At 52.8% G+C, this 24,077-nt stretch carries 23 protein-coding genes; 6 read left to right on the forward strand and 17 right to left on the reverse strand.

Annotation, left to right across the window (positions count from 1 at the left end):
- Window positions 1-16: 16 nt before the first annotated feature.
- Entirely contained in the window at window positions 17-958 is a 942-nt protein-coding gene (fabY, locus tag ABOC97_RS16355; RefSeq protein WP_349599725.1) for a fatty acid biosynthesis protein FabY, read from the forward strand.
- 27 nt (window positions 959-985) lie between these two features.
- Here fabY and ABOC97_RS16360 read toward each other — a convergent pair whose 3' ends face one another.
- The 5 genes from ABOC97_RS16360 to fdnG all read right to left on the reverse strand — a co-directional run bounded on the left by ABOC97_RS16360 (window position 986) and on the right by fdnG (window position 7,622).
- Complete coding sequence (locus ABOC97_RS16360; RefSeq protein ID WP_349599728.1) at window positions 986-1,903, reverse strand: alpha/beta hydrolase; 918 nt, start codon at window positions 1,901-1,903, stop codon at window positions 986-988.
- A 195-nt stretch (window positions 1,904-2,098) separates the two neighbouring features.
- A complete protein-coding gene (fdhE, locus tag ABOC97_RS16365) occupies window positions 2,099-3,028 on the reverse strand; it encodes a formate dehydrogenase accessory protein FdhE (RefSeq protein WP_349599730.1) in 930 nt (309 codons plus the stop codon).
- Window positions 3,025-3,660, reverse strand: coding sequence for a formate dehydrogenase cytochrome b556 subunit (gene fdoI / locus ABOC97_RS16370; protein ID WP_349599733.1), 636 nt, complete (start codon window positions 3,658-3,660; stop codon window positions 3,025-3,027). The genes fdhE and fdoI overlap by 4 nt, the downstream gene beginning before the upstream one ends.
- Complete coding sequence (gene fdxH, locus ABOC97_RS16375; protein ID WP_349599735.1) at window positions 3,657-4,559, reverse strand: formate dehydrogenase subunit beta; 903 nt, start codon at window positions 4,557-4,559, stop codon at window positions 3,657-3,659. The genes fdoI and fdxH overlap by 4 nt, the downstream gene beginning before the upstream one ends.
- A gap of 12 nt (window positions 4,560-4,571) precedes the next feature.
- Window positions 4,572-7,622, reverse strand: a complete 3,051-nt coding sequence (fdnG, locus tag ABOC97_RS16380; protein ID WP_349599738.1) for a formate dehydrogenase-N subunit alpha — start codon at window positions 7,620-7,622, stop codon at window positions 4,572-4,574.
- 509 nt (window positions 7,623-8,131) lie between these two features.
- Here fdnG and fdhD point away from each other — a divergent pair.
- From fdhD to ABOC97_RS16395, 3 genes are all read left to right on the forward strand, one after another.
- The gene (gene fdhD, locus ABOC97_RS16385) at window positions 8,132-8,881 is read left to right on the forward strand and encodes a formate dehydrogenase accessory sulfurtransferase FdhD (protein WP_349599884.1); all 750 of its coding nucleotides are present in this window, start codon (window positions 8,132-8,134) and stop codon (window positions 8,879-8,881) included.
- Between the two features lie 128 nt (window positions 8,882-9,009).
- Window positions 9,010-9,222 carry a YdgH/BhsA/McbA family protein gene (locus tag ABOC97_RS16390; protein WP_349599741.1) on the forward strand — a complete coding sequence of 71 codons (213 nt, stop codon included), beginning with the start codon at window positions 9,010-9,012 and terminating at the stop codon, window positions 9,220-9,222.
- A 224-nt stretch (window positions 9,223-9,446) separates the two neighbouring features.
- Complete coding sequence (locus tag ABOC97_RS16395) at window positions 9,447-9,659, forward strand: YdgH/BhsA/McbA family protein (protein WP_234507120.1); 213 nt, start codon at window positions 9,447-9,449, stop codon at window positions 9,657-9,659.
- Between the two features lie 54 nt (window positions 9,660-9,713).
- Here the strand turns inward: ABOC97_RS16395 and ABOC97_RS16400 are convergent, their stop codons facing one another.
- The 6 genes from ABOC97_RS16400 to ABOC97_RS16425 all read right to left on the reverse strand — a co-directional run bounded on the left by ABOC97_RS16400 (window position 9,714) and on the right by ABOC97_RS16425 (window position 15,585).
- A complete protein-coding gene (locus ABOC97_RS16400; RefSeq protein ID WP_349599744.1) occupies window positions 9,714-11,459 on the reverse strand; it encodes a putative frv operon regulatory protein in 1,746 nt (581 codons plus the stop codon).
- Window positions 11,459-12,529 carry an aminopeptidase gene (locus ABOC97_RS16405; RefSeq protein ID WP_349599747.1) on the reverse strand — a complete coding sequence of 357 codons (1,071 nt, stop codon included), beginning with the start codon at window positions 12,527-12,529 and terminating at the stop codon, window positions 11,459-11,461. Before ABOC97_RS16405 ends, ABOC97_RS16400 begins: the two co-directional genes overlap by 1 nt.
- A complete protein-coding gene (locus ABOC97_RS16410) occupies window positions 12,519-13,964 on the reverse strand; it encodes a PTS fructose-like transporter subunit IIBC (protein WP_349599750.1) in 1,446 nt (481 codons plus the stop codon). Before ABOC97_RS16410 ends, ABOC97_RS16405 begins: the two co-directional genes overlap by 11 nt.
- 10 nt (window positions 13,965-13,974) lie before the next feature.
- The gene (locus tag ABOC97_RS16415) at window positions 13,975-14,421 is read right to left on the reverse strand and encodes a PTS fructose transporter subunit IIA (RefSeq protein WP_349599753.1); all 447 of its coding nucleotides are present in this window, start codon (window positions 14,419-14,421) and stop codon (window positions 13,975-13,977) included.
- Window positions 14,422-14,611: 190 nt separating this feature from the next.
- The gene (locus ABOC97_RS16420) at window positions 14,612-14,935 is read right to left on the reverse strand and encodes an AzlD domain-containing protein (RefSeq protein ID WP_349599755.1); all 324 of its coding nucleotides are present in this window, start codon (window positions 14,933-14,935) and stop codon (window positions 14,612-14,614) included.
- On the reverse strand, window positions 14,935-15,585 hold the full coding sequence (locus tag ABOC97_RS16425; protein WP_349599887.1) for an AzlC family ABC transporter permease: 651 nt from the start codon (window positions 15,583-15,585) through the stop codon (window positions 14,935-14,937). The genes ABOC97_RS16420 and ABOC97_RS16425 overlap by 1 nt, the downstream gene beginning before the upstream one ends.
- A gap of 114 nt (window positions 15,586-15,699) precedes the next feature.
- Between ABOC97_RS16425 and ABOC97_RS16430 the strand changes: the two genes are divergently transcribed.
- Window positions 15,700-16,248 (forward strand): helix-turn-helix domain-containing protein, encoded by a 549-nt coding sequence (locus ABOC97_RS16430; RefSeq protein ID WP_349599758.1) that lies wholly within the window; start codon window positions 15,700-15,702, stop codon window positions 16,246-16,248.
- 356 nt (window positions 16,249-16,604) lie between these two features.
- Window positions 16,605-17,999, forward strand: coding sequence for a carbohydrate porin (locus ABOC97_RS16435; protein WP_349599760.1), 1,395 nt, complete (start codon window positions 16,605-16,607; stop codon window positions 17,997-17,999).
- Between the two features lie 37 nt (window positions 18,000-18,036).
- On the opposite strand, the gene ABOC97_RS16440 is transcribed toward ABOC97_RS16435, so the two are convergent.
- The 6 genes from ABOC97_RS16440 to rhaD form a co-directional block, all read right to left on the reverse strand.
- Window positions 18,037-18,765 (reverse strand): GntR family transcriptional regulator, encoded by a 729-nt coding sequence (locus ABOC97_RS16440; RefSeq protein WP_234507991.1) that lies wholly within the window; start codon window positions 18,763-18,765, stop codon window positions 18,037-18,039.
- 112 nt (window positions 18,766-18,877) lie between these two features.
- Window positions 18,878-20,128 carry a PTS sugar transporter subunit IIC gene (locus ABOC97_RS16445; RefSeq protein ID WP_349599763.1) on the reverse strand — a complete coding sequence of 417 codons (1,251 nt, stop codon included), beginning with the start codon at window positions 20,126-20,128 and terminating at the stop codon, window positions 18,878-18,880.
- A gap of 27 nt (window positions 20,129-20,155) precedes the next feature.
- A complete protein-coding gene (locus ABOC97_RS16450) occupies window positions 20,156-21,463 on the reverse strand; it encodes a 6-phospho-beta-glucosidase (RefSeq protein ID WP_349599766.1) in 1,308 nt (435 codons plus the stop codon).
- Between the two features lie 175 nt (window positions 21,464-21,638).
- Window positions 21,639-21,953 carry an L-rhamnose mutarotase gene (gene rhaM, locus ABOC97_RS16455; protein WP_349599769.1) on the reverse strand — a complete coding sequence of 105 codons (315 nt, stop codon included), beginning with the start codon at window positions 21,951-21,953 and terminating at the stop codon, window positions 21,639-21,641.
- Window positions 21,950-23,098: a lactaldehyde reductase gene (fucO, locus tag ABOC97_RS16460; RefSeq protein WP_349599772.1), complete on the reverse strand. Its 1,149-nt coding sequence runs from the start codon at window positions 23,096-23,098 to the stop codon at window positions 21,950-21,952. Before fucO ends, rhaM begins: the two co-directional genes overlap by 4 nt.
- A 146-nt stretch (window positions 23,099-23,244) precedes the next feature.
- Complete coding sequence (rhaD, locus tag ABOC97_RS16465) at window positions 23,245-24,075, reverse strand: rhamnulose-1-phosphate aldolase (RefSeq protein ID WP_349599775.1); 831 nt, start codon at window positions 24,073-24,075, stop codon at window positions 23,245-23,247.
- Between the last annotated feature and the right edge of the window lie 2 nt (window positions 24,076-24,077).

Raw genomic sequence — 24,077 nt, forward strand, 5'->3', positions numbered from 1 at the left:
AAAAGAGAGTGCCATTATGTACCATCTCCGAGTACCGCAAACGGCAGAAGAGTTAGATCAGTATTACCAGTTCCGCTGGGAAATGCTGCGTAAACCACTACATCAACCCAAAGGTTCCGAGCGCGATGCCTGGGATGCGCTGGCACACCACCAGATGGTAGTGGACGAAGAAGGAAGGCTGGTGGCCGTTGGGCGCCTGTACATTAACGCCGACAGCGAAGCCTCTATCCGCTTTATGGCAGTGCATCCTGATGTGCAGGATAAAGGCCTGGGAACGCTGATTGCGATGACCCTGGAGTCCGTTGCACGCCAGGAAGGGGTTAAGCGTGTGACCTGTAGCGCCCGCGAAGATGCGGTGCCGTTTTTCGCCAAGCTGGGTTTTGTGAATCAGGGCGAAATTACCACGCCGCAAACCACCCCGGTTCGCCACTTTTTGATGATTAAACCGGTTGCTTCGCTTGATGATATTTTGCATCGCGGTGACTGGTGCGCCCAGCTACAGCAGGCCTGGTACGATCATATCCCGCTGAGCGAAAAGATGGGCGTGCGCATTCAGCAGTACACCGGACAGAAATTTATTACCACCATGCCGGAAACCGGCAACCAGAATCCACACCATACGCTGTTCGCCGGCAGCCTGTTCTCATTGGCCACCTTGACCGGCTGGGGGCTGATTTGGTTGATGCTACGCGAGCGTCATCTGGGCGGTACGATTATTCTCGCCGATGCCCATATTCGCTATCGTAGACCCATCACCGGCAGACCAACGGCTATCGCTGACCTGGGGTCGCTGAGTGGCGATCTGGACCGTCTGGCAAGAGGCCGTAAAGCGCGCGTCCAGATGCAGGTTGAGCTGTTTGGCGACGACGCGCCGGGCGTGATATTCGAAGGCACTTATATTGTATTGCCCGCTAAACCCTTTGGCGCCTACGAAGAGGGCGGTAACGAAGAAGAGTAAAGTAAGACTCTACTCTTCCTGACGTTATCAGGTACCGAGCCTGGCGCTTCGCCAGGCTACGTCCCGCATAGCATCCCGAGCCGCCTGGCTTATACCTCCTAGCTGGAAAAATCCGTGGATCACCCCGAGGTATCGCTGGCTGGTGCAGGATACGCCTTGCTCTGTCAGCCGTTGATACAGCGCTTCGCCTTCATCACGCAGCGGGTCGTATTCCGCGGTGATGATATGCACCGGCGGCAAGCCGCTGAAATCATCTCGCCAGAGCGGGCTGGCTTCTGGATGCTGTGTATCGGTGTCGGAAAGATACAGTTCATAACCAGAAAGCAGCGTATCTCGCGTAATGATGTAGTCTTCGCCGTTACTGACGTAGCTCGCGCAACGGGCGGTGGCATCGAGCATAGGGTAAATCAGCAGCAATTGTGCCGGAGACCATTGCCCTGCGGCTTTCAGTCGTAGAGCCGTAATGAGCGCCAGATGCCCACCCGCGCTATCCCCAGCAAGGGTGATTTTGTCAGCCATAACGCCAAGCCGTTGGGCATATTGATGGATGAGATTGGCTCCTCGCTCCGCATCGTCATGAGCGGCAGGGAAAATATGTTCGGGGGCGAGACGATACTGTACGGCGATAATCCGACAGCCGCTGTAAAAAGCCAGCTGCCGCAGCTGATTATCGTGGGTGGCAAAGCCGCCGCTAATAAAGCAGCCGCCATGATAGTAAATCACGCAGGGGAGTGAGTGCGTCGAATTGAGCGGCGATATTACTCGAAATGTCATGCCTTCCAGCACGATATCTTCTGAACTCACCCGTATCTCTTTCTCACCGGCCAGCGAAGTACTGGCGATGTAGCCAGCTCGCCGGTCATCAATATTCTGCTGTCGTGAAGAGGGGCGGCCTGCCGCAATAAACTCAGCAACCAGCCCCGCAATGCCATTTTCCAGTGCCACCACCATCTCCTTTTATCTGTATATTTATACAGTTTATATCCTGGATTTTCGGCGATGGAAATGAGGAGTTTGGGGTAATTGCAGATTTCGGAAAGCGGATCGCAAAAGGAAGTGAGAGTGGCTGAAAGGAGGGGGCTAGCTTGTTTTATGGCGTGGTGATTAGCCGGGCGAGGTTCGCCCGGCTAATTATGCGACTTACTCGCCTTCACCCGGGAACAGGAACGGGTTGATAGAGCTGCGGGCGAACCCTTCCTGCTCCATTCGCGCGTCCAGTACCAATGAGGCGAGATCGTCAGCCACCGCTTCGACTTTCGGGTCTTTTTCCTGATACAGAATCTTCAGATAAGTCCCGCAGTCACCGCAGCTTTCGGCTTTGACGGAGGCCTGCTCGTTGTCCAGCGACCAGTAGTGTAAATCACGACTCTGCTCGCAGTTGCTGCACTTCACACGCACTACGTGCCATTCGGTTTCGCACAGGTTGCAGTGCAGGTAGCGAAGCCCCTGCGTGGTACCAATCTGCACCATGCTGGAAACCGGCATTGAACCGCAAACCGGGCAGAACTGACGCTGTTCACCATATTCCGCGCGGGCTTTGCCTGGAATGAGGCTCGCCATCTGCGCCCAGTAGAGCGACAGCGCAGCCCAGATGAACGGGGCTTTGTCGCTGCTGACTGAGGAGAAGTCGGACTCAAACAGCGCGCTGGCCATATTCTCCAGCTCTTGCTCAGAGGCTTTTTCCAGGTTTTCAATCACGGCCAGTGCCGGGCCGCTCATTTCCGGCTTCAGCTCGGCAATCATCGATTGCAGCAGGGTATGCCAGTGCTTGTCGCGCGGCAGAACGTGAATGTCCAACGGCGGCTTGCCCTGGTCATTCGCTTCTTTTAGACGCGCAGTCAGATCCATCCGCAGCGGATGGTCATACAGCACCACTTCCTGTGCGTGGGCGATAAGCGCGGCAAAGCGCAGGTAATCACCTAGCGGATTGTTCTCTGCCAGCTCGCGCAGACGTTCAGCGCGGCGGTTGTAGAGGTTCTTGAGTCTGGGGAATAGTAACGGCGGAATCACTTCCGCCGTGCGTTTCTCGCTCGAACCCAGCTCATCTTGCGGGATTATGCGGATACTCATTCAGATGACTTTTCCTGTTTCTGGCGGACTTCACGGTACCAGCGCGGGTGATGTTTCTTCGCCCATGAACTGGTTACCCATCCTTCCACCATCGCGGTAATGGTGCCTTTCACCCAAAGGGCGGCGTAAATATGCACCATGATAACCACAATTAACGCCACTGCGGCAAATGAATGCAGCATTAACGCAAATCGGATCACCGGGATTGAGAAAGCAGGCGCAAAGTACGGACGCCAGATAATCACACCGCTCACCAGCAGCAGCACCAGGAAGATAATCGCCGCCCAGAATACGCATTTCTGGCCGAAGTTATAACGCCCGGTATCACCTACTTCCTCGTTGACGACGATCTTACGAATATTCTTCGCCCAAAAGATATCATCCCGATTGATTAGATTGTGGTGCCAGTAGCGGAAAAACATGATGATAAACGAAGCAAACATGATAACGCCGACAAACGGGTGCAGAATTCGCGCCAGCTGCGGAGTGCCCATGATTTGCATTAACCAGTTGAAGGATGGGAAGAAAAATCCCAACCCGCTCACCGCCGCCAGAATAAAGCAGAAGGCGGTGACCCAGTGGTTGATACGTTCCGGCGCCGAGTAGCGCACGATGGTGTCACGTTTTTTCATTTGCGCACCTCATCGTTGTCTTCATGCAGATTGTCTTCTTCCTCTTCAGCACGGTTTGGACCGACACCGACGTAGTGGAAGATACTTGCTGCAAACGTTGCGGCAAAGCCGATAGCCGCCAGCGGTTTCCAGACGCCCTTCCAGAACTTCACGGTGGCGCTGATTTCCGGGTTCTCCGGCAGCCCGTGATACAGATTTGGCTTGTCGGCATGATGGAGCACGTACATGACGTGCGTACCGCCCACGCCAGCCGGGTCGTATAGGCCGGCATTGTCATAGCCACGGGTTTTCAGTTCAGCGACGCGTTCGCCCGCCAGCACCTTCATATCCTCTTTGGAACCAAAGTGGATAGCGCCGGTTGGGCAGGTTTTCACGCAGGCCGGTTCCTGGCCTACCGTCACGCGGTCGACGCACAGCGTACATTTGTAGACGCGGTTGTCTTCCGGGTTGAGGCGCGGCACGTTGAACGGGCAGCCCGCGATGCAGTAACCACAGCCAATGCACTGCTCGGACTGGAAGTCGACGATGCCGTTGGCATACTGAATGATAGCGCCTTCAGCTGGACATGCCTTCAGGCAGCCCGGATCGGCACAGTGCATGCAGCCATCCTTACGGATAAGCCACTCCAGTTTGTCGTTCTGCTCCACTTCCGAGAACCGCATCACCGTCCAGGATTTGGCGGTTAAATCGGCGGGGTTATCGTACACCCCGACGTTGCTACCGATTTCATCACGGATGTCGTTCCACTCAGAACAGGCCACCTGACAGGCTTTACAGCCGATACAGGTGGTGACGTCGATGAGCTTCGCCACCTCTTCCTGGTGATCCCGCGCCTGAGGCGCGGGGGTGAAACCGTTAGTGGCGGAACGACGGATAATGTCTTGCGATTGATAAGCCATAGGTCGTCTCCGTTACACCTTTTCCACGTTCACGAGGAAGGACTTAAACTCCGGCGTTTGCGTGTTCGCATCGCCGACGAATGGCGTCAATGTGTTGGCAATAAAGCCTTTTTTCGCCACACCTTCATAGCCCCAGTGGATTGGAATACCGATGGTATCGATATCCTTACCGTCTACTTTCAGCGTGCGAATACGCTTGGTCACCACCGCCTTGGCCTTAATGTAGCCACGGTTGGAGGAGACTCTGACGGTATCGCCATGAGCGATGCCGAGCTTGTTCGCCAGCTTCTCACCGATCTCGACAAACTGTTCCGGCTGAGCAATAGCGTTCAGCAGCGCATGCTTGGTCCAGTAGTGGAAGTGCTCGGTTAAACGATAGGTGGTACCGACGTACGGGAACTTGTCCGCTGTACCCAACGCTTCCTTATCGCCTTTAAAGATACGGGCGGCAGGGTTAGAGATAACGTTCGGGTGCAGTGGGTTGGTGCCCAGCGGCGTTTCAAACGGCTCGTAGTGTTCCGGGAACGGACCTTCAGCCATCTTATCGAGGGCAAACAGGCGTCCCATCCCTTCCGGCTGCATGATAAACGGCCCGACGTTGCTGCCTGGTGCGGCGGCACTGTAGTCCGGAATATCCACGCCGCCCCACTTCGCGCCGTCCCATTTCAGGAGCTGACGTTTCGGATCCCACGGTTTACCCTGCGGGTCCGCAGAAGCACGGTTATACAGAATGCGGCGGTTCAGCGGCCAAGCCCAGGCCCAGCCCAGCGTATTGCCAAGGCCGGATGGATCGGCGTTGTCGCGGCGTGCCATTTGGTTGCCATCAGGCGTCCAGCTACCGGCGAAAATCCAGCAGCCGCTGGCGGTACTACCGTCATCGCGCAGTTGGGCAAACGAACTCAGTAGCTGACCTTTCTTCACGATAACCGCACCGGTGGCCGGGTCGATTACATCGGCCAGCGCTTTGCCGTTGCTCTCCATCGCCACTTCCTCGGACGCAGGTTCTTCCGGCGTCGAGTAGTTCCAGCTCATGTTCAGTACCTGTTCCGGAACCGGACCGCCCTCTTCGGCGTACATCTTACGCAGACGCAAGAAGATACCGGCCAGGATCTCGCCGTCGGTTCTGGCAATCCCCGGGGCATCCGCGCCTTTCCAGTGCCACTGCAACCAGCGGCCGGAGTTGACGATAGAACCGTTCTCTTCGGCGAAGCAGGTCGATGGCAGACGGAAGACTTCGGTCTGAATTTTCGATGGGTCGACATCGTTCGACTCACCGTGGTTCTGCCAGAAGGTTGACGTCTCGGTATTGAGCGGATCGATAGTCACCAGGAACTTCAGTTTTGACAGTGACGCGACAATCTTATTCTTGTTCGGGAACGATGCGACCGGGTTAAAGCCCTGGCAGATATAGCCGTTGACCTTGCCCTGGTTCATCATTTCGAAGTACTGCAGGACGTCATACCCTTTGTCCCACTTCGGCAGCCAGTCAAAGCCCCAGCTGTTTTCCGCCGTTGCCTTATCGCCGTAGAAGGTCTTCATCATTGAGACGAAGAATTTCGGGTAGTTGCCCCAATAGTTAACCTGGCCGTCCAGCAGCGGTTTTGGCGTGTTGGCGGCGAGATAAGTTTGCAGGTCAGCCTGCTTCTCGTTTGGCAGCGTCATATAGCCCGGCAGGCTTTGTGACAGCAGACCGAGATCGGTGAGCCCCTGGATGTTGGAGTGACCGCGCAGGGCGTTCACACCGCCGCCTGCCATCCCCATGTTACCCAGCAGCAACTGGATCATCGCCATGGTGCGGATGTTCTGCGCGCCGATGGAGTGCTGAGTCCAGCCCAGTGCGTACAGGAACGACGCGGTTTTATCGTGGGCGCTGGTTTCTGCGATGTACTCACAGACCTTCAGGAAGTCCGCTTTCGGCGTACCGCAAATCTGCTCAACCACTTCCGGCGTATAGCGGGAAATGTGCTGCTTCAGCAGATTCCAGACGCAGCGTGGATGGCTGAGGGTGGTATCGCGTTTGGCGTGACCGTTCTCATCCAGCTCGTAGTTCCAGGAAGTCTTATCGTATTTACGGGCTTGTGGGTCATAACCGCTGAACAGACCGTCGTCGAAGCTAAAGTCTTCGCGCACGATAAGGCTGGCGTTGGTGTAGGCCTCGGTGTACTCGCGGTTGAATTTTTCGTTATTCAACAGGTACAGCATGACGCCTGACAGGAAGGTAATGTCAGTACCGGAGCGAATAGGGGCGTAGAAATCCGCCACCGACGCGGTACGCGTAAAGCGGGGATCGATAACAATCAGCTTCGCGCCATTGTGGATCTTGGCTTCCATCGCCCAGCGGAATCCCACCGGATGCGCTTCTGCCGCGTTCCCACCCATCACGACGATGAGGTTGGCGTTCTTCATGTCGACCCAGTGGTTGGTCATCGCACCGCGACCAAATGTTGGAGCAAGACTTGCTACCGTTGGTCCGTGTCAGACACGCGCTTGGTTGTCGACCGCGAGCATACCCAGCGCGCGAGTGAATTTCTGTGTTAAAAAGCCGGTTTCGTTACTGGATGCAGACGCGCACAACATACCGGTGGAGAGCCAGCGGTTGACGGTGGTTCCGGCATCATTTTTTTCAATAAAGTTGGCGTCACGGTCGGCTTTCATCAGTTTAGAGATGCGGTCAAAAGCCTCATCCCAACTGATTTGCTGCCATTTATCGGAGCCTGGTGCGCGATATTCTGGATACTTCAGACGGCTTTCAGAGTGGATAAAGTCCACCAGACCTGCACCTTTCGGGCACAGTGCGCCACGGTTTACCGGGTGATCCGGGTCCCCTTCGATATGGAAAATCGAGGCTTTCGCGTTTTTTGCGCCGTCGCCGAGGCTATACATTAAAAGCCCACAACCGACAGAGCAGTAAGTGCAGGTGTTACGGGTTTCGCGGGTGCGCAGCAATTTGTACTGCCGTGTTTCCGCGAGTGCGATGCCTGGGGCAAAGCCCAGCGCCGCTGCCGTGGTTCCTGCCATACCGCCAGCGCAGATCTTAAAGAACTGCCTTCTGCTGACCTGCATGGTTAGCTCCTTGTTTCGACATTGTCATTGCTTGTAGTTGTTCTTCGCCGGGGTGTGGCAAAGGCACTGAATCCTGCTATGCCCTCAATTCCAGGAGGGCTTTGATTCAGAATACCACATTATCGGTAGGCTTGTTCCAATGGGGTTAATGGCAGGTGAACAGATTTTGCTCGCATTAACATTGAACTGCGATGTTGATCGCAATTTAGTCTGGTTTTCAGTGTTTTTTGATACCCCAGTAATGGCTTTAACCATAAAGAGTTACTTATGATTCGTCGGGTATTCATCACCGCACAGCATCAAAAAATCGCAATTGAGCGTTATTGCACCACAAACTTGATCCATAATAAGCCTCAATTCCCTCATGTTGTGATGGAATAGATGCCCCGTATTTCCCGACGTTGTTCAGAGTGTTTGCCGTGTTTAATTTTAAAGATGAAGTCGAAGCGAAACCTACGTTGCAGTTGATTGGCGCGGTCGAGCGTTCCGTCTTCAGAAGGCCACAGATTATGCAACCTACTCAGGATATTCTTGCAGAAGAAGTTCCCGTTGCGTTGGTCTACAACGGCATCTCTCACGTCGTGATGATGGCGACGCCGAAAGATCTGCAAGCTTTTGCCATCGGTTTCTCGTTGTCGGAAGGGATTATTGAACATCCGCGAGAAATTTTCGGCATGGAAGTGGTTCCGGCCTGTAATGGCATGGAAGTGCGTATTGAGCTGTCCAGCCGCCGCTTTATGGGGCTTAAAGAGCGCCGCCGTGCGCTTGCCGGTCGGACGGGCTGTGGCGTATGCGGCGTTGAACAGCTCAACGATATTGGCAAACCGATCAAGCCGCTGCCGTTTAGCCAGACCTTCGATCTGGCTCATCTCGACCATGCGCTCAGACATTTAAACGATGTTCAGCCGGTTGGCCGTGAAACGGGCTGCACCCACGCTGCGGCCTGGATTATGCCATCGGGTGAGCTGGTGGGCGGGCATGAAGATGTCGGCCGCCATGTGGCGCTCGATAAACTGCTGGGGCACCGGGCAAAAGAAGGTGATCTGTGGCAGGCGGGGGCCGCGCTGGTTTCCAGTCGCGCCAGCTATGAAATGGTGCAGAAGTCGGCAATGTGCGGCGTGGAAATCCTGTTTGCCGTCTCCGCTGCTACCACGCTGGCGGTGGAAGTTGCCGAGCGCTGTAACCTGACGCTGGTTGGTTTCTGTAAGCCGGGAAGGGCGACGATTTATACCCATCCGCAGCGATTGATCGGCGGTTAATTTTAATTCAATTATTTTGACTGATAACAGCAAATCCTTCCGCTTTTAGTTGATGAAGATGTGGCCTAATATTTATCACATCAAGGCGAGACGCCTTATCCAAACAACTAAGTTAAAGGGTTTATATCATGAAAAGCATCAAAACTTTCGTTGCAGTTATCGCTCTGGCCACTTCTTTCGGTTCTTTCGCCGCACAAACCGTGACCGCAACCGCCTCTACCATTGATGGCGCAGAAGCGAAAATTGCCGCTCAGGCTGAACAAGCAGGCGCAAGCTCTTACAAAATTACCCAGGCATACTCCGGTAATCGCGTGCACATGACCGCTGAACTGAACAAATAAGCCAAAAGCTACTGTCGAAAGAGCGCCTACGGGCGCTTTTTTTGTTTTTGTCCTCGCCAGCTAAAAGTCAGCATAAAAGAAAAAAATCGGTGATGATTATTAATCAAATTAATTGACTGATAACAACAAATAACTCCACTTTTAGTTGGTGAAGATGTGGCCTATTATTTATCACATCAAGGCGAGACGCCTTATTCAAACAACTAAGTTAAAAGGTTTACATCATGAAAAGCATCAAAACTTTTGTCGCAGTTATCGCTCTGGCCACTTCTTTCGGTTCTTTCGCCGCACAAACCGTGACTGCAACCGCCTCTACTATTGATGGCGCAGAAGCGAAAATTGCCGCTCAGGCTGAACAGGCAGGTGCAAGCTCTTACAAAATTACCCAGGCCTATGCTGGTAATCGCGTGCACATGACCGCTGAACTGAACAAATAAGCTAAAAGTTACTGTCGAAAGAGCGCCTACGGGCGCTTTTTTCGTTTCCTGCACTTACTGCTTTAGCAGTGCAATAAATTCGTCATAGCTGGCCAGGCCTGAAATGGTTTCGCTGGGGTGGCGGCACAGAATGCTCGCTAAGTAGCTAAAGATTCTTAATTCATGGCGCGCATCAGCGGCGGTGCAGGCGATCAGCAGGTGGCTGACCGGCTCGTTATTGACCTGGATGGGACGCGCGAGGGTGATAAAAAATCCGCGAAAGCGGCGTTCCTGCTCGCTCCAGCAATGGGGGATCGCCAGACGATTCACAATCAAGTTTTCACCTTCATGTTCCCGGGCGCAAATACGCAGCGCTTCGTCTTCCGTGATATGGCCCTGTATCACCAGCTGCCCGCAGGTTTTCCCAATAATACCCTGCCAGGTTTCGCCCGCCGTATTGGCGTAATGAAAGCTGCCTTGTTGTGAAAAGAAACGCTCTGGCTGTTGGCGGATAAACGCCGTGGCGAGAAAGTTTTTAATCTGTTCGGTTCCTGCAGCAGTGATAATATTTTTGATGGTAATGACATTTTTCACCGCATTATCAATCAGGTAGTGGCTGTTATTGATGATTAACAGTGGTGCGATTTCCTCACCGATAGCGGTCACTTCATTCAGGCTTCGCGCGATGATAACCCGGCAATTCAGCACGTCTCGCTCAATCGCCTGCTGGTTAATGGTGGCGATAGCGTTTTGGTCGGAGAGTAAAATAATCGGCTGGCGTTCATTTTGATGTCTCTCGAGCGCACAGGCAAAGTACAGCCCGATCAGGTCGCTGTCGAACAACGGAATATCCAATTGCTCACGCAGCCTGGCGATAAAGAGCAGGCTCATGTCAAATGCGGCGGGCCAAGTGGCCTTCAGGTTGTTCATGCTGCCTTGCCGGTGTTCTGGGATCCATACCGGTGCGGCGATGCAGCGCATGAGATGGCCAGTAATATTATCAACCAGCTGCGCGTCGATAATATTCAGTTGGGTGATTCCGGGCAGCGATTTTAGCAGCGACACGATACCCTCCCTGGATACTCCGGCGGTATGTCGTTGCTGAATTTCCAGGAGACCCATTAGCGCCCTGAACGCCCGGTCCCCCAGATAAATCCCCGCCTGATCCACTGCATTTTTAAGCGCAACATGCTGGCACTCAGGCCAGGTGACGGAGAGTTGATTGCGCAGAGCGTAAATGGCCAGCACTACACTGACGAGATACTCCCCGGCGACCAGCGCAAAAGTGTGCATATTTTCACAGGCCCGCTGAAGCTGCTCGATGTTCTCACGTGTAATGCCCGGCAGGGGAATCAACAACGGGTCTCTTCTGAGCAGATTCGCCAGCAAGAAAATGCGCTTTTCTTCAGGTACATCAACAAAATGCCCGACGCCAGGACGGCTGGTCACGCAGAATGCGCGCTCGTAGCGCTGCTTTAACCGCGACAATCTTTCAGCGACCCAGGTTTCAGGTAAATTCAGCGTTGAAGCGAGCTGCACGCGGGTCGTAAACGGGTTGAGCAATAATACCGCCAGCAGCCGGTCATCATTATCATGGCGCTGCAAAAGCTGGAAGTAGCCGCGTCTGTCAACAATCTCCAGTTGATAACCCATATTTATCGAAGGAGTAATGCGAGCCTTACCGCTGAAAGTAAAGTTGAGGTAATCAATATCGCGTAAAACGGTACGACTCGAAACGCCAGTTTGTCGCGCCAGCTCCCCCAGTATGCAGGGTTGCTGTTCGAGAATTTCCGCGATTGTTAACTGGCGTTCGTTCAACATTATCTCACCTGGCGAAAGTCGGTGAAGGTTTTGACCTTATCCGCTGTTAGCGAGGCCAGTAGCTCGCGGACCAGGGTGAACAGCGCGTTATAGTCCGTTGCCGAAATCATGCCGCTATTGGCATGCAGATAGCGAGTCGGCAGGCACAGCGCCACTACGGGACGACCGCCACCCATCACATTGTAGCGTCCGCCGTCCGTTGCACCGGTTTTCATGGTGCAAAACTGTAGGGGCGCGTGGCTGCTTTTGGCGCTCTCTTTTAGCGCGGCTACCAGCTGCTGATTGGGAAAATAGCGTTTATCAAACAGCATCAGTCCAGGCCCATTGCCCAGCTTCAGCGGGTATTTGATGTTGTCGATTCCGGGCACATCGCCAGCGACAGCGGTATCCAGTACGATAACCACATCGGGTTTGATGTGCTCCGCCGAGGTTTGTGCCCCACGTAAGCCGACTTCTTCCTCAACGCTGCCCACGCCATACAGCGTAATCTCAGGATTGTTCACAGTCTGTAGCAGCTCGGCCATCAGGGCGCAGCCGACGCGGTTATCCAGCGCTTTGCCGACGATTTTATCTTCGCCCCAGCGGGCAAAGTTTGCTTCCGGACTAATAAAATCGCCTACCGCAATACCGCGTTTTTCCACTTCTTCTCGGCTATTCGCCCCAATATCAATGAACATCTCATCAAATGACAGCGGCTGTTGTTTTTGCTTTTCCGTCAGGGCATGCGGTGCAACGGACCCGATCACGCCGGGGATTTTTGCTCCTGTGCGGCTACGAATGGTCACTCGATGGTTGAGCATCGACTGGTTCCACCAACCGCCAATGGTGGTGAAGCGGATGAAACCGCAGTCGTCGATATGCGTCACCATAAAGCCCACTTCATCCATATGGCCGACGATGGCGACTTTCGGCCCGCGAGTGCCTTTGCGGGCAACGAAACTGCCGAGGCCATCGAAGGTAATTTCGTCCACGCACGGTTCTAGTGCGCCGATCAAAATCGAGCGAACTTCCTGTTCATCACCGCTGACGGCGCTGGCTTCGCATAACTGCTGTAGTAACTCAATGTTCATGGACAAGCTCCTGTTGCGCGGCTTTACGTCTGAGCCACAATCCTTTCAGGATGATGATGAGTGAAATGTTCAGCGCCAGGCCAATCGCCAGCACCAGATAGAATGATCCTACTGGAGACATCAGGCCGATTAGCGGGTCAAAGATACCTAAACCCGGTGCCAGTCGTTTGATTCCGAAAGCGATAACCAGCATGCCGGTAATGCCGCCGGAGAGGGTATTGGCGGTTATCATCGGCAGCGGGGCAGCCAGCGCGTAGGGAATGGCTGGTTCGGTCGCTACGGTCGCGCCAACCACAATCGCGCTACTGGCGGCGGCTTTCTCTTGCTGAGTAAACAGTTTTGGCGCGATATAGGTGGCGATACCCGCGGCGACGGGCGGCATCAGCGCCACGACGCCGACGATGGCGTACCAGTCATAGATGTGTTTTTCCAGCAGTGAGAAGCAGAAGAACCACGCGGTTTTGTTGATTGGCCCACCCATGTCGAACGCCAGCATCGCGCCGACGAGGAACGCCGCGCCCAATTTCATGGATGGCGGAATGGTGTTCAGGAAATGCAGCAGGCCACCCATGATGTCTGACATTACCGGGCCGACGACGTAATAGGTCAGCACGCCAAAGACCAGTAAGGTGACGAATGGGATTAGCATTGAGCCAAGCAGCGGCTGAAGCGCTTTGCCGAGGCGTACTTTACGAAACCACAGCACGAAATAGCCGATCGCCAGTCCGAGAACGACTGCGCCGAGAAAACCGGCACCGGACTGCGTCCCGAGCAGACCTTTATCGTTCGCCAGGTAGCAGACCAGAAACGCCGGAGCGAAGGCCGGTTTATCGGCAATCGACCATGCGATGTACGCCCCCATAATCGGGATCATAAAGGTGAAGCCAAGATAGCCGATGGACTCGACAATCCAGGTGAACGATGGCGCGCCTTTCGACATATCGGTATACGGTAGCCCGAACTGCACCAGCATATTGGCGATAGCCACCAGAATACCGCCACCGATAACAAACGGCAGTGCGGCGGAGACGCCTGCCATCAGATGGCTCATCACGCTGCCTTGCAGCACATCTTGCTTACCCAGCTTCACGCTACTATCCGCGGCAAACAGCTGTGAATGTGAAGGTAGCTGCGTGAATATCTGGTCGATATTTTTTAGCGCCTGGGAAATCGCAATCTCATAGACTTTCTTCCCGGCAAAGCGTGCGCGGTCATCAGCGCTTAACCCTCGCCCGGTCGCCAGAATAACGTAATCAGCGGCGGCAATTTCTTCATGAGTCAGACGGTTTTCGACGCCGCTGGAACCTTGTGTTTCGACTTTAATCGTATGGCCGAGGGCGCGCGCTTTTTGCTCTAGCGCTTCTGCGACCATGTAGGTGTGAGCAATTCCCGCAGGACAGTTGGTGATTGCCACTAAACGTAAGGATGACTCCATAGCCGTTTCCCTATGAGGTTAAGGTCTGATTTAACAACGCAAGTACCTGGTCGGCATCGCCCTGTTTCAGCTGGTTGATAAAATCCTGGTGGATAATTTTGCGGCACAGGGTGCCAATGATTTGGACCTGGGCATCTTCGCCGGTTTGCGGTACACCGAGACAGATCCAGCAGTTGACGTCTTCGCCATCGTTGGCTTTCCAGTCCACGTATGTGGATTTACGTGCGAACAGAACGAAGGGCTGCTTTACACAGGCGCTCTTGCCATGAGGAACGGAGATACCCGAACCAAAGCCGGTGGAGTGCAGTTTTTCCCGCTGGAGCAGGGTTTGCAAAAACTGATTACGATCGCTGACGTAGCCGTTTTGAAAGGCCATATCTGCCAGTTGTTTGAGGATGGAGTAAACGCTATTACCCTGAATATTCAGGTCAATACAGTTTGCTGTAAGGGTTGCCATGGTGAGACTCCGTTAAAGCCGAATTGCTCTGATTTTAACGGGGTGGTGATGAAGAGATGAGCGGCAATATGTCAGTGGGCTGCGACATATCGCGTGGTAAGCGCGAGTGAGCTTTGTGCACAAGCACACACTTTAGGCTAGGTTAGCCAATAGAAAAATGAATACGGTATGAGCGCCCAAAGGCGCTCTTTTAGTGTATACCCGCCAGACGCAGCAGTGCTGTAACGATAGCAGCGGCAAAAATCACCACAATTAACGGTGCTTTGCGCCAGGCCAGGAACACCGCAAAGCTTACCCCTAGCACGCGCGCCATTCCGGAAAAGTGCTCACCTTCATAAAAGGTGGTGGCCAGTGCGACGGAAAAAAGCAGTACCGTTGCGGCATCGGAGAGCAGCGCCTGCGAGCGTTCCGAAAAGGCTAAGCGATTTCCCAGCTTCGCGCCGCCAAGACGCATTAAATAGGTGCCAACCGACAAAATGGCGATACCGACGATAAACAGCGTCATGTTTTCCATTATTTTTTCCTCGCCAGCAGACCAAACAGTGAAAGCAGCACCGGTAGCCCAACGGGTGCAAAAGGCACGCTAACCAGTGATAACGCAGCACCGCTACAGGCTCGAATTAGCGTCGTACGATTCTTAAATGCGGGAACCACGAGGGCGAGCAAAATCGCGGGGAAAACCGCATCCAGGCCGATGGTTTCCGGTGCGGGTAAGAGTTTGCCCACCGCGGCGCCAAAAAGTGTACCCAGCGGCCAGAAAAGCGCCACGCCAACCCCGCAGAGCCAGAATGCTGCTTTGCGTTGCTCAGGAGTCGGTTGCGACAGCCCAAAAACCACGCTCTCATCATTCATGATATGGCAGCCAATAAAGCTGGCGGCGCGGCGGCCAACGAGATCCCTTACCGTGACGCCAAACGGGATGTGTCGGGCGTTGACCAACAGCCCTGCGGCAGCGGCGGCCAGCGGATTACCGCCGCTGGCGACGATACCGATAAACATAAATTCCGACGCGCCCGCGAGCACAGAGATTGAAAGCAGCAGCGGTACCCAAAGTGGAAATCCATACGCCATCGCCAGTGAACCGTAGGAGACCCCTACGACGCCTACCGCCAGACAGACGAGGAAAATGGCTTTAATCGTGCCGCCTTTCAGGCAGGAGAACATTTTCAGAGACATCTAAGTTTACCATATCGAACGAAATCTCCATTATAATGAACGAATCAGTGTGGTAGTTCAAGGCGAACGAATTGTTCGATATATAAAACGACGGAGTTGTGTATGACACAGCCAATCAGCGTGATTGCAAAAAGTCTGGTTCGTGAACGCGCGAGGACGGGGTTGTCTCTGGCCGAAATTGCCCGCCGTGCCGGGATCGCGAAATCGACGCTTTCTCAACTTGAGGCCGGGAATGGCAACCCTAGCCTGGAAACCCTCTGGGCGCTTTGTGTGGCGTTGGACATTCCGTTCGCCCGCCTGCTTGAACCGCAGCCGAATAAAACACAGGTGATTCGCCGGGGTGAAGGTACGAAAGTGTTGGCTGAGCAGGCCAACTATCAGGCCACGCTGCTCGCCGCCTGCCCGCCAGGCGCGCGTCGTGATATCTATTTGCTGACCACGCAGCCGGGCGCCGACAGGATTTCTCATCCGCATCCCCCGGGGTCAGTTGAACATATCATTGTTACGCAGGGGCGAGCGCTGGTTGGCTTAACCAGCGGGCCGGAGGAGCTGAACGCGGGAGATTACATTTGCTATCCTGCCGATGAAGAACATCTGTTTAAAGCGCTGGAGCCGGATACGATGGCGCTGTTGGTCGCGGAACAAAATTGAACATGAGCGGATACGGTAATATATATAATACCGTATCTGTTTATAATAATTATGTCGTTAAAATAATATTATAAATCTATTGTTTTGTTTCTAAAGTATTCCTTATTAATAGTTAACGTCGACATTCTTCTTTTCTTCACTTTCAATGTTATCTCGCTCACGATCTTTAAACTGCCGTTGTTTACGCGCTAAACTTTATTAGCTAATGTTTCTATGCCGATTGAAACTGTGTTTGTTTGCAACTTAACATTTTGTTTTATGGCTAAATAATAAAAACATTCATCGCTATTATATAAATGCACACGAGATCTCTCTTGAGATTTCTGGGGTATTCTTTATTTCAAGGAAAGTGAATAATGAATAAATCGACCTTAGCTATCGCTATTGGATTATTATTAGTGGCCAATACCGGTTTCGCTAAAACAACGAAAATGACGTTGGAGCAGCGACTGGAGCAGTTAGAATCCCGTCTGGAAGCAGCAGAAGGCCGTGCCGATCAGGCCGAGCAGAAGGTACAGGATCTGCAGGTACAGCAGGCCAATGAAATTAAAGAAATTAAGGCTGCACAAGGTAATACGCCGGTGAATGCTCAGACGCCAGCGGAAGAAACCAAGAAAAATACCACTACACCGAATCTGGTGCTCTCAGGCTATGGCGATCTGAAAATCTACGGCGACGTGGAATTCAACATGGATGCGGCAAGTAATAAGGGTGTACTTGCGATGATGAATCCGGACTCTAATAGCGACTCGACTAATGAAAAATGGGACATAAATGGTCGTATTCTGCTCGGTTTTGACGGGATGCGTAAATTAGATAACGGCTATTATGCCGGGTTCTCGGCGCAGCCGCTGGGCGATTTGTCCGGTTCGGTCAATATCGATGACTCGGTCTTCTTCTTTGGTAAAGAGGATGACTGGAAAATTAAAGTTGGCCGTTTCGAAGCCTACGATATGTTCCCGTTAAACCAGGATACCTTTGTTGAACATTCAGGAAATACCGCGAACGATCTCTATGATGACGGCAGCGGCTATATTTATATGATGAAAGAAGGTCGCGGTCGTTCGGATTCCGGCGGCAACTTCCTGATGAGTAAACAGCTTGATAACTGGTACTTTGAATTAAACACCCTGATGGAAGACGGTACTTCGCTGTATCAGGATGATCAATATCACGGTCGCGATATTGATCAGCAGAAAAACGTTATCTACCTGCGTCCCGTGGTGGCGTGGTCGCCAACGGATGAATTCACCGTTTCGGCCGGTATGGAAAGCAACGTTATCAATAACGCTTACGGCTATACCAATAACCAGGGACAGTTTATCGATCAGTCCGGCCGTACGGGCTATGGCTTGACCATGACATGGAACGGGTTGAAGAACGATCCGGATAATGGTGTCGTAATTAACGCGAATACTGCCTATCTCGATGCGGATAATGAACAAGACTTCACCGCAGGAGCTAACGTACTGTGGAAACGCTTCGAGTTGGGTTATATCTACGCCCATAATAAGATTGATGACTATGCGGGCGTGGTGTGCGACAACGACTGCTGGATTGACGATGAAGGGACGTATGATATTCATACCTTCCACGCGTCGTATCAGTTCGCGAATGTTATGAATATGCAGAACTTTAATATCTATCTCGGCGCTTATTACTCCATCCTGGACAGCGATGGTGACGATAACAATGGCACGGGTTCTGACGATCGCTACGGTGCACGCGTTCGTTTCAAATACTATTTCTAATTGCAGCAGTCAGGAAAACGCCCATCACGGGCGTTTTCTATTTTCCGACCCAGCTATTTTTAACCTTGAATTTATCCGCCCGGTTGTAGCTACAGGAGTAGTTGAACGGCGTGCCGTCTTCAAGTTTTGTTACCCCAGTCACTTTTAACATTGGCTTTCCGGCCGGAATATTCAGCAATGAAGCCAATGTGTCATCAAAAATGTCAGCCTCAATCACTGAGTTATAGAATTTTATTTTCTTACCCGTTTTGATTTCGATATATTCGTACAGCGATCCCTTTTCCAGTACCGAATTCTCAATAACATCGATAATGGCGCAATCTATCCATGAGTCTTCAACCAGTGCAGGCTCGCCATCAATCATGCGCACGCGACGGATATAATGAACGGGCTGTTTGCCGGTAAGGCCAAGATGCTGGGCAACGAAAGCGGGAGCGGGGATAATTTGCGCTACGATGAGCTGGCTGGTGACTTTTGCCTGCTGCTGAAATTCACGTGAGAAACCCAGAATAGAACTGCTGCTACCGTTATTGAGCATAAAGACGTTGTCCTGCAGGACGCGGGAAACAAACATCCCTTTACCGTGTACTCGCTCAATAAAACCTTCCTGCTCAAGGATATGCATCGCTTTCTGTAATGTCACTCGCGTGACATTGTACTGGGCCGCTAGCTCGCGCTCAGACGGGATTTTATCCCCAATGGCGTACTTTTTTTCCAGAATAGCGTCTTTTATGCTGTTTTTTATCTCGATATATCGAGCTGTCATTTTCGTTTCTTCCGTGGGCATCCAGAGAGCGGGGAACTACTTCACGATTGATTTCACGGCCAAGGGTGAAGTAGCGTCCAGTGTAGCATGGCTCTCTAAATGACCATGGTCATTATGCGTTAACCTCTTTCAATCGGGCGTCTTCTATTGCCTCTGTCGCCAACTGGTTTTTTTCCATCATTTTGAAGAAGGGGAAATAGATAACCGTTGAGATGATAACCATGCAGCCCGACCATATGGCTGCGGGAATGTTACCGGCCGTGGCGAAGTAGGCATTCAAAATCGGCGGCATCGTCCAGGGGATCTGAAAGACGGGCCGCGCAATAATATTAAAATCCATCAGCAGATACGAGCAGGTACACAGCACCATCGGTGTGATGATCAAGGGCAGCATCATTAATGGGTTGAATACCATTGGAACACCGAAAATGACGGGCTCATTAATACAGAATATGGCAGGCCCGATAGACATCCTTCCCAGCGATTTATAATACCGGCTTTTTGAGACAATCATGGCCAGGACCAGTCCCATGGTGGCTCCTGAGCCGCCCGAGCAGATAAAAAAGTTATAGAAACCTTCTGCTGTGATATGCGGAACCGGCTGATGCGCAAGGAACGCTTCTGTATTTTCGGCGATGAATTTTAAAAAAATAGGGCTGGTTATCCCGGAAAGAACATTGGTGCCATGAATACCGCAGCACCATAACAGCGAGATTAAAAAGACCAGTAGCAGCATCCCCGGGAGGGTATCAAGCCCCATAACTAACGGACTGAGGATGAGGGTAAAAAAAGCATTGATATCAAAATTCAGAATCACCCGGATAAACCATACCAGCACCAGGCATACGACAGCGGGAGTGAGGCTAATAAATGATTGCAGCACCGCAGGAGGAACGCTGTCAGGCAATTTGATATAGATATGGTGGGTAATAAAAAAGCGGACGATATACACGGTGAGAATGGAGAGAATAATGGCTGAGAACAGCCCAGATGCGCCAAAATTATCGACGTTGATTTTCCAGTGACTGTCCAGTTGTGCCATTAAAAAAACGGCAACGGTGATACAGCTGCAGCTCATTCCATCCAGTGAGAGCTGTTTGGCCAGGTTGTAGCTGATACCAATGGCCGCGATCAGGCCAATTGCGCCAAAGGTCACACTGACCGGGACGCTAAGTGTATCGCTGAAGCTGCCTAATAGCTCACGCCATCCGGGAATGGGCAGATTAGCGACAATCAAAAAAATACTGCCCGCGATAATAAAAGGTAATGTGTAGGTAATTCCATTACGCACGGCGACCAGTACCGTATTTTCACCAATCTTCACTAAAACAGGTACCACACGACTCTCTAAGAACTTGATCATGGGACTATCCTTAGTAAGGTATTCCGTTTACTGATATTGCGGTAAATAATCGCGATTAGCGGTTAGGTAATCGGCAAGAATCTTTTCTGCAATATCGACCGATGGCACCAGTGGATGCGCCGAGAGCGCCAATAATGCTGTCTGCCTATTTCCAGTGATGGCGGCTTCGACGGTTAACTCTTCAAAGGCTTTTACGCTTTGGATTAACCCTCTGACGGATGTGGGCAGCCGACCATATGCCAGTGGATGAGCACCAAGGCTGTCAATCATTGCATTGGTTTCTATCACGGCATCGTCGGGGAGGTCTGGCGTTGTCCCTTGGTTTGGCACGTTGACGACATGTATTTCTCGTTTGTTGTTGTAAATTGAGCTAATGATCGAACATGCGGTATCGGAGTAGAGTGCGCCGCCGCGCGCGGAAAGTGCCGCCGGTTTTTCACAGAGATTCGGGTCGCGATAGAGTTCAAAGAGCGACTTTTCAATGACCAGAGACTGCTCGCCGCGCGTCCCGCCATGCTGAAGTTCATTTATTTCATGTTCCACCATTTCCCGATTCATGTAGAAGTACTTCAGATAGGAGAGGGGATACAGTTTCAGCGAGCGGATAAACTCGGCGGGCAAGCCGAGGTCGGGGATATTTTTCAACGTATTAGAACCGACACTTTGAGCAAGTTTTTCAATAAAATCGGCGGTGAAATCCTGCCCTGTAACCGCAATTCGATCGGCGAAAATTAAATGATTTAGCCCGATAATTCGTGCGTAAACATCTTCGCGCTCAACACCGTATGCGCCAGCAATATCGCGCATCATACTGTTAGCGCCGCTGCAGATACCTAACGACTTAATCGGGCTGTATTTTGCGATAGCTTCGGTAACGATGCCGGCCGGATTGGTGAAGTTAATGAGCCAGGCGTCCGGGCAAAGCGTTTCCATGTTTTGGCATAAATCCAGCAGCACGGGGATGGTTCGCTGGGCTTTCATAAAACCGCCTGGCCCAGTGGTTTCCTGGCCTAACACGCCATACCGTAACGGGATTTTCTCATCCTGAATGCGTGCGGCAAGCTGCCCAACGCGAATCTGCGTGGTGACGAAATCTGCACCGGCGAGCGCCTCCTGCAGGTTGGTCGTCAGGTGGACGGTCATATCGATACCCGCCTTTTTAACCATTCGTTGCGCCAGCGCCCCGACAACTGCCAGCTTTTCTTCACCTGCTTCGATATCGACTAGCCAGTATTCGCTGACGGGCAACTCGTCATGACGACGAATGAATCCATCAATCAGTTCTGGGGTATAGCCTGAACCCCCGCCAACGGTGACAACTTTTAGTTTTTTCATGTTAACCACACTCCGTTATTATAACTGGCGTATGCCAGTTTGAAGAGAAGTTAACACAACGCAATCGGGTTTCAATGGCAGGAAGTGGGGCTGCGATAGGTTTTTTTAAAAGTGGGAGAAAGATCGAAAAATGAGCGAAGTGAAAAAAAGCCTTCCCGGACGGGAAGGCTTGATGTTAAGCCAGGTAAAACACTTCTTTTAGCTCTGCGCTCACAGGACTGTTGTCCGGATTAGCGGGCATCACGTCGGTCATGTATTTCCACCAACGCCGACATACTTCGGTATTAGCAACCGCGTCCCAGCGCTCTTCGGACTCAATCTCAACGGTGGCAAACAGCAAGTTACGCACTTCATCAAGATAAATAGCGTAGTGGTGCGCACCGTGCGCTTTAAGCACAGACTCGAGTTCAGGCCAGATTGGGCTGTGGCGTCGTTGATATTCCTCGTGTGCGTTGGCGTTAACCTGCATCACAAAGGCTTTGCGGATCATAATGCCTCCAGGTATAGCTCGCGAACTTCATCGCGACTGGCGGTGCGAGGGTTACACGGCGCACACGGGTCAGCCAGCGCTTTATCCAGCCAGCCTTCGATATCTGCTTTAGTGACACCCAGTTTGCTGAAACCCTCCGGAATACCCACGCGAGTGCTTAGCTGACGGATAGCGTTGATGGCTTCCATGCTGGCCGTTTCATCGCTCATATTGCGGGTATCCACGCCCATCGCCTGTGCGACGCGGGCAAAACGCGGCACGGCATTAGGGCGGTTAAAGTTTTCAATAACCGGCAGCAGAATAGCATTGCAGACACCGTGCGGTAGGTTGTGGGTTGCGCCCGGTTGATGAGCCAGCGCATGAACTAAACCCAGACCGGCGCTGTTAAACGCCATTCCCGCCAGGTACTGACCAAATGCCATCTGCTCACGCGCTTCCAGGTTATGACCGTCATCCACGGCTTTTGGCAGCCACAGGGTGATCAGGCGAATTGCTTCCAGCGCGTTGGCGTCGGTTAATGGGTGCGCCCCGACGGAAACGTACGCTTCCACCGCGTGGGTTAATGCATCCATACCGGTGGCGGCGGTCACGGAGGCCGGGATATCCAGCATAACGCTGGCATCATCTACTGCGATATCCGGGATGATGTTGGCGTCGATAATGACTTCTTTAACCTGACGTGCAGTATCGATGATCACCGCGTTGCTGGTCATTTCTGCGGCGGTACCGGCGGTGGTGTTGATAGCCACCAGATGCACCCCGGCGTTGACCACTTTTCCTACGCCGGAATAGGCGGTGGATGGGCCCGGGTTAGCGGTAAGAATCTTAACCGCTTTCGCGGTATCAATTGGGCTGCCGCCGCCGAAGGCGATGATATAGTCGCAAGATTCAGCCTGATAGGCCGCATAGCCTTTCTGCACCAGCTCTTCCGTTGGGTTTGGGAAAACCTCGTCGAATAGATGGTATGACATGTTATGCGCGTCCAGGGCGGTAAACAGGCTATCCAGCAGGCCGAGCTTAACGAGCTGGCCGTCGGTGACGATCAGCGCCTTGCCCCACTGCTTACCAGCAACCAGATTGACCATATCGCCGATAGCGCCCGCGCCGTGCAGGCTGATCTTTGGCAGTGCTAACATAAAACTCATGGTGTTTCTCCTTGATACCTATTTGTGAAATCCTGCCCTCCCTCATCCGGTGGGGTGGCTTGAACTCCACGGTTTTGAGTTAGCTGGTTTGCAGGTAACAGAATTTTCCCCTGCGGAACGTTGCCCGCAGGAGCTATGCGACGCCCTTACTTGTACAGATTTAATGCGCTGGCCATCGGGGTGACGCCAAAGCGCTGGCCGAGGGCTATCAGTTCTTGCTGGGTGATGGTTTGCTTCATGCCGCCCATTGAGTACACCTTTACAAGGACTTCGGCGGATTTCTCGGCGGTATCAATCAGGCCAAAGGTTTCATCGAGCGTCGGGCCGCTGCCAAAGACGCCGTGGAACGGCCACAGCACCAGGGAGTGCTGCTGCATGGATACTGCGGTTGCCTGGCCGATTTCATCGGTGCCCGGCACCATCCACGGCAGAATTCCTACGCCGTCCGGGAAGACCACCAGACACTCGGTGCTGCCTTCCCACAGTTTTCGGGTAATCAGCGCGCTGTCGTTTTCCAGTACGTAGGTCAAGGCGATCAGGTTGGTGGCGTGGCAGTGCATGATCACGCGGTCTTTACCGCCGGTCAGCTTGATACGTTCACAGTGTGACAGGAAGTGCGCAGGCAGCTCGGACGTCGGTACCGCTTCGTGAGTCAGCCCCCACAGAATATGGTAGCCCGCACCGTCGCTATCGACCTTCACCACGCCAAGGTTGGCGGCAGGGTCGATCTGGACGTTACGGAAGAATTTACCGGAGCCGGTGACGATAAACGGTGTGTTTGCCAGCATTGGCATTGGCTGGCTCAGGGCGATATAGCGTGGCTTGGCGTGGAAATCTGCGGTGAATGGCGCGATGTCGGCTTCGTCCAGACGCAGGGTCAGGTTGCCGCCGTTACGCTCGTCCCAGCCTTTTAACCAGGCGTCGGAGGTGGCTTTGATCATGCCCTGAACGAACCAGGAATCGGTAATGTTGTGCATAG

The organism is Kluyvera huaxiensis, from assembly GCF_040149365.1.
Taxonomy (GTDB): domain Bacteria; phylum Pseudomonadota; class Gammaproteobacteria; order Enterobacterales; family Enterobacteriaceae; genus Kluyvera; species Kluyvera intermedia_A.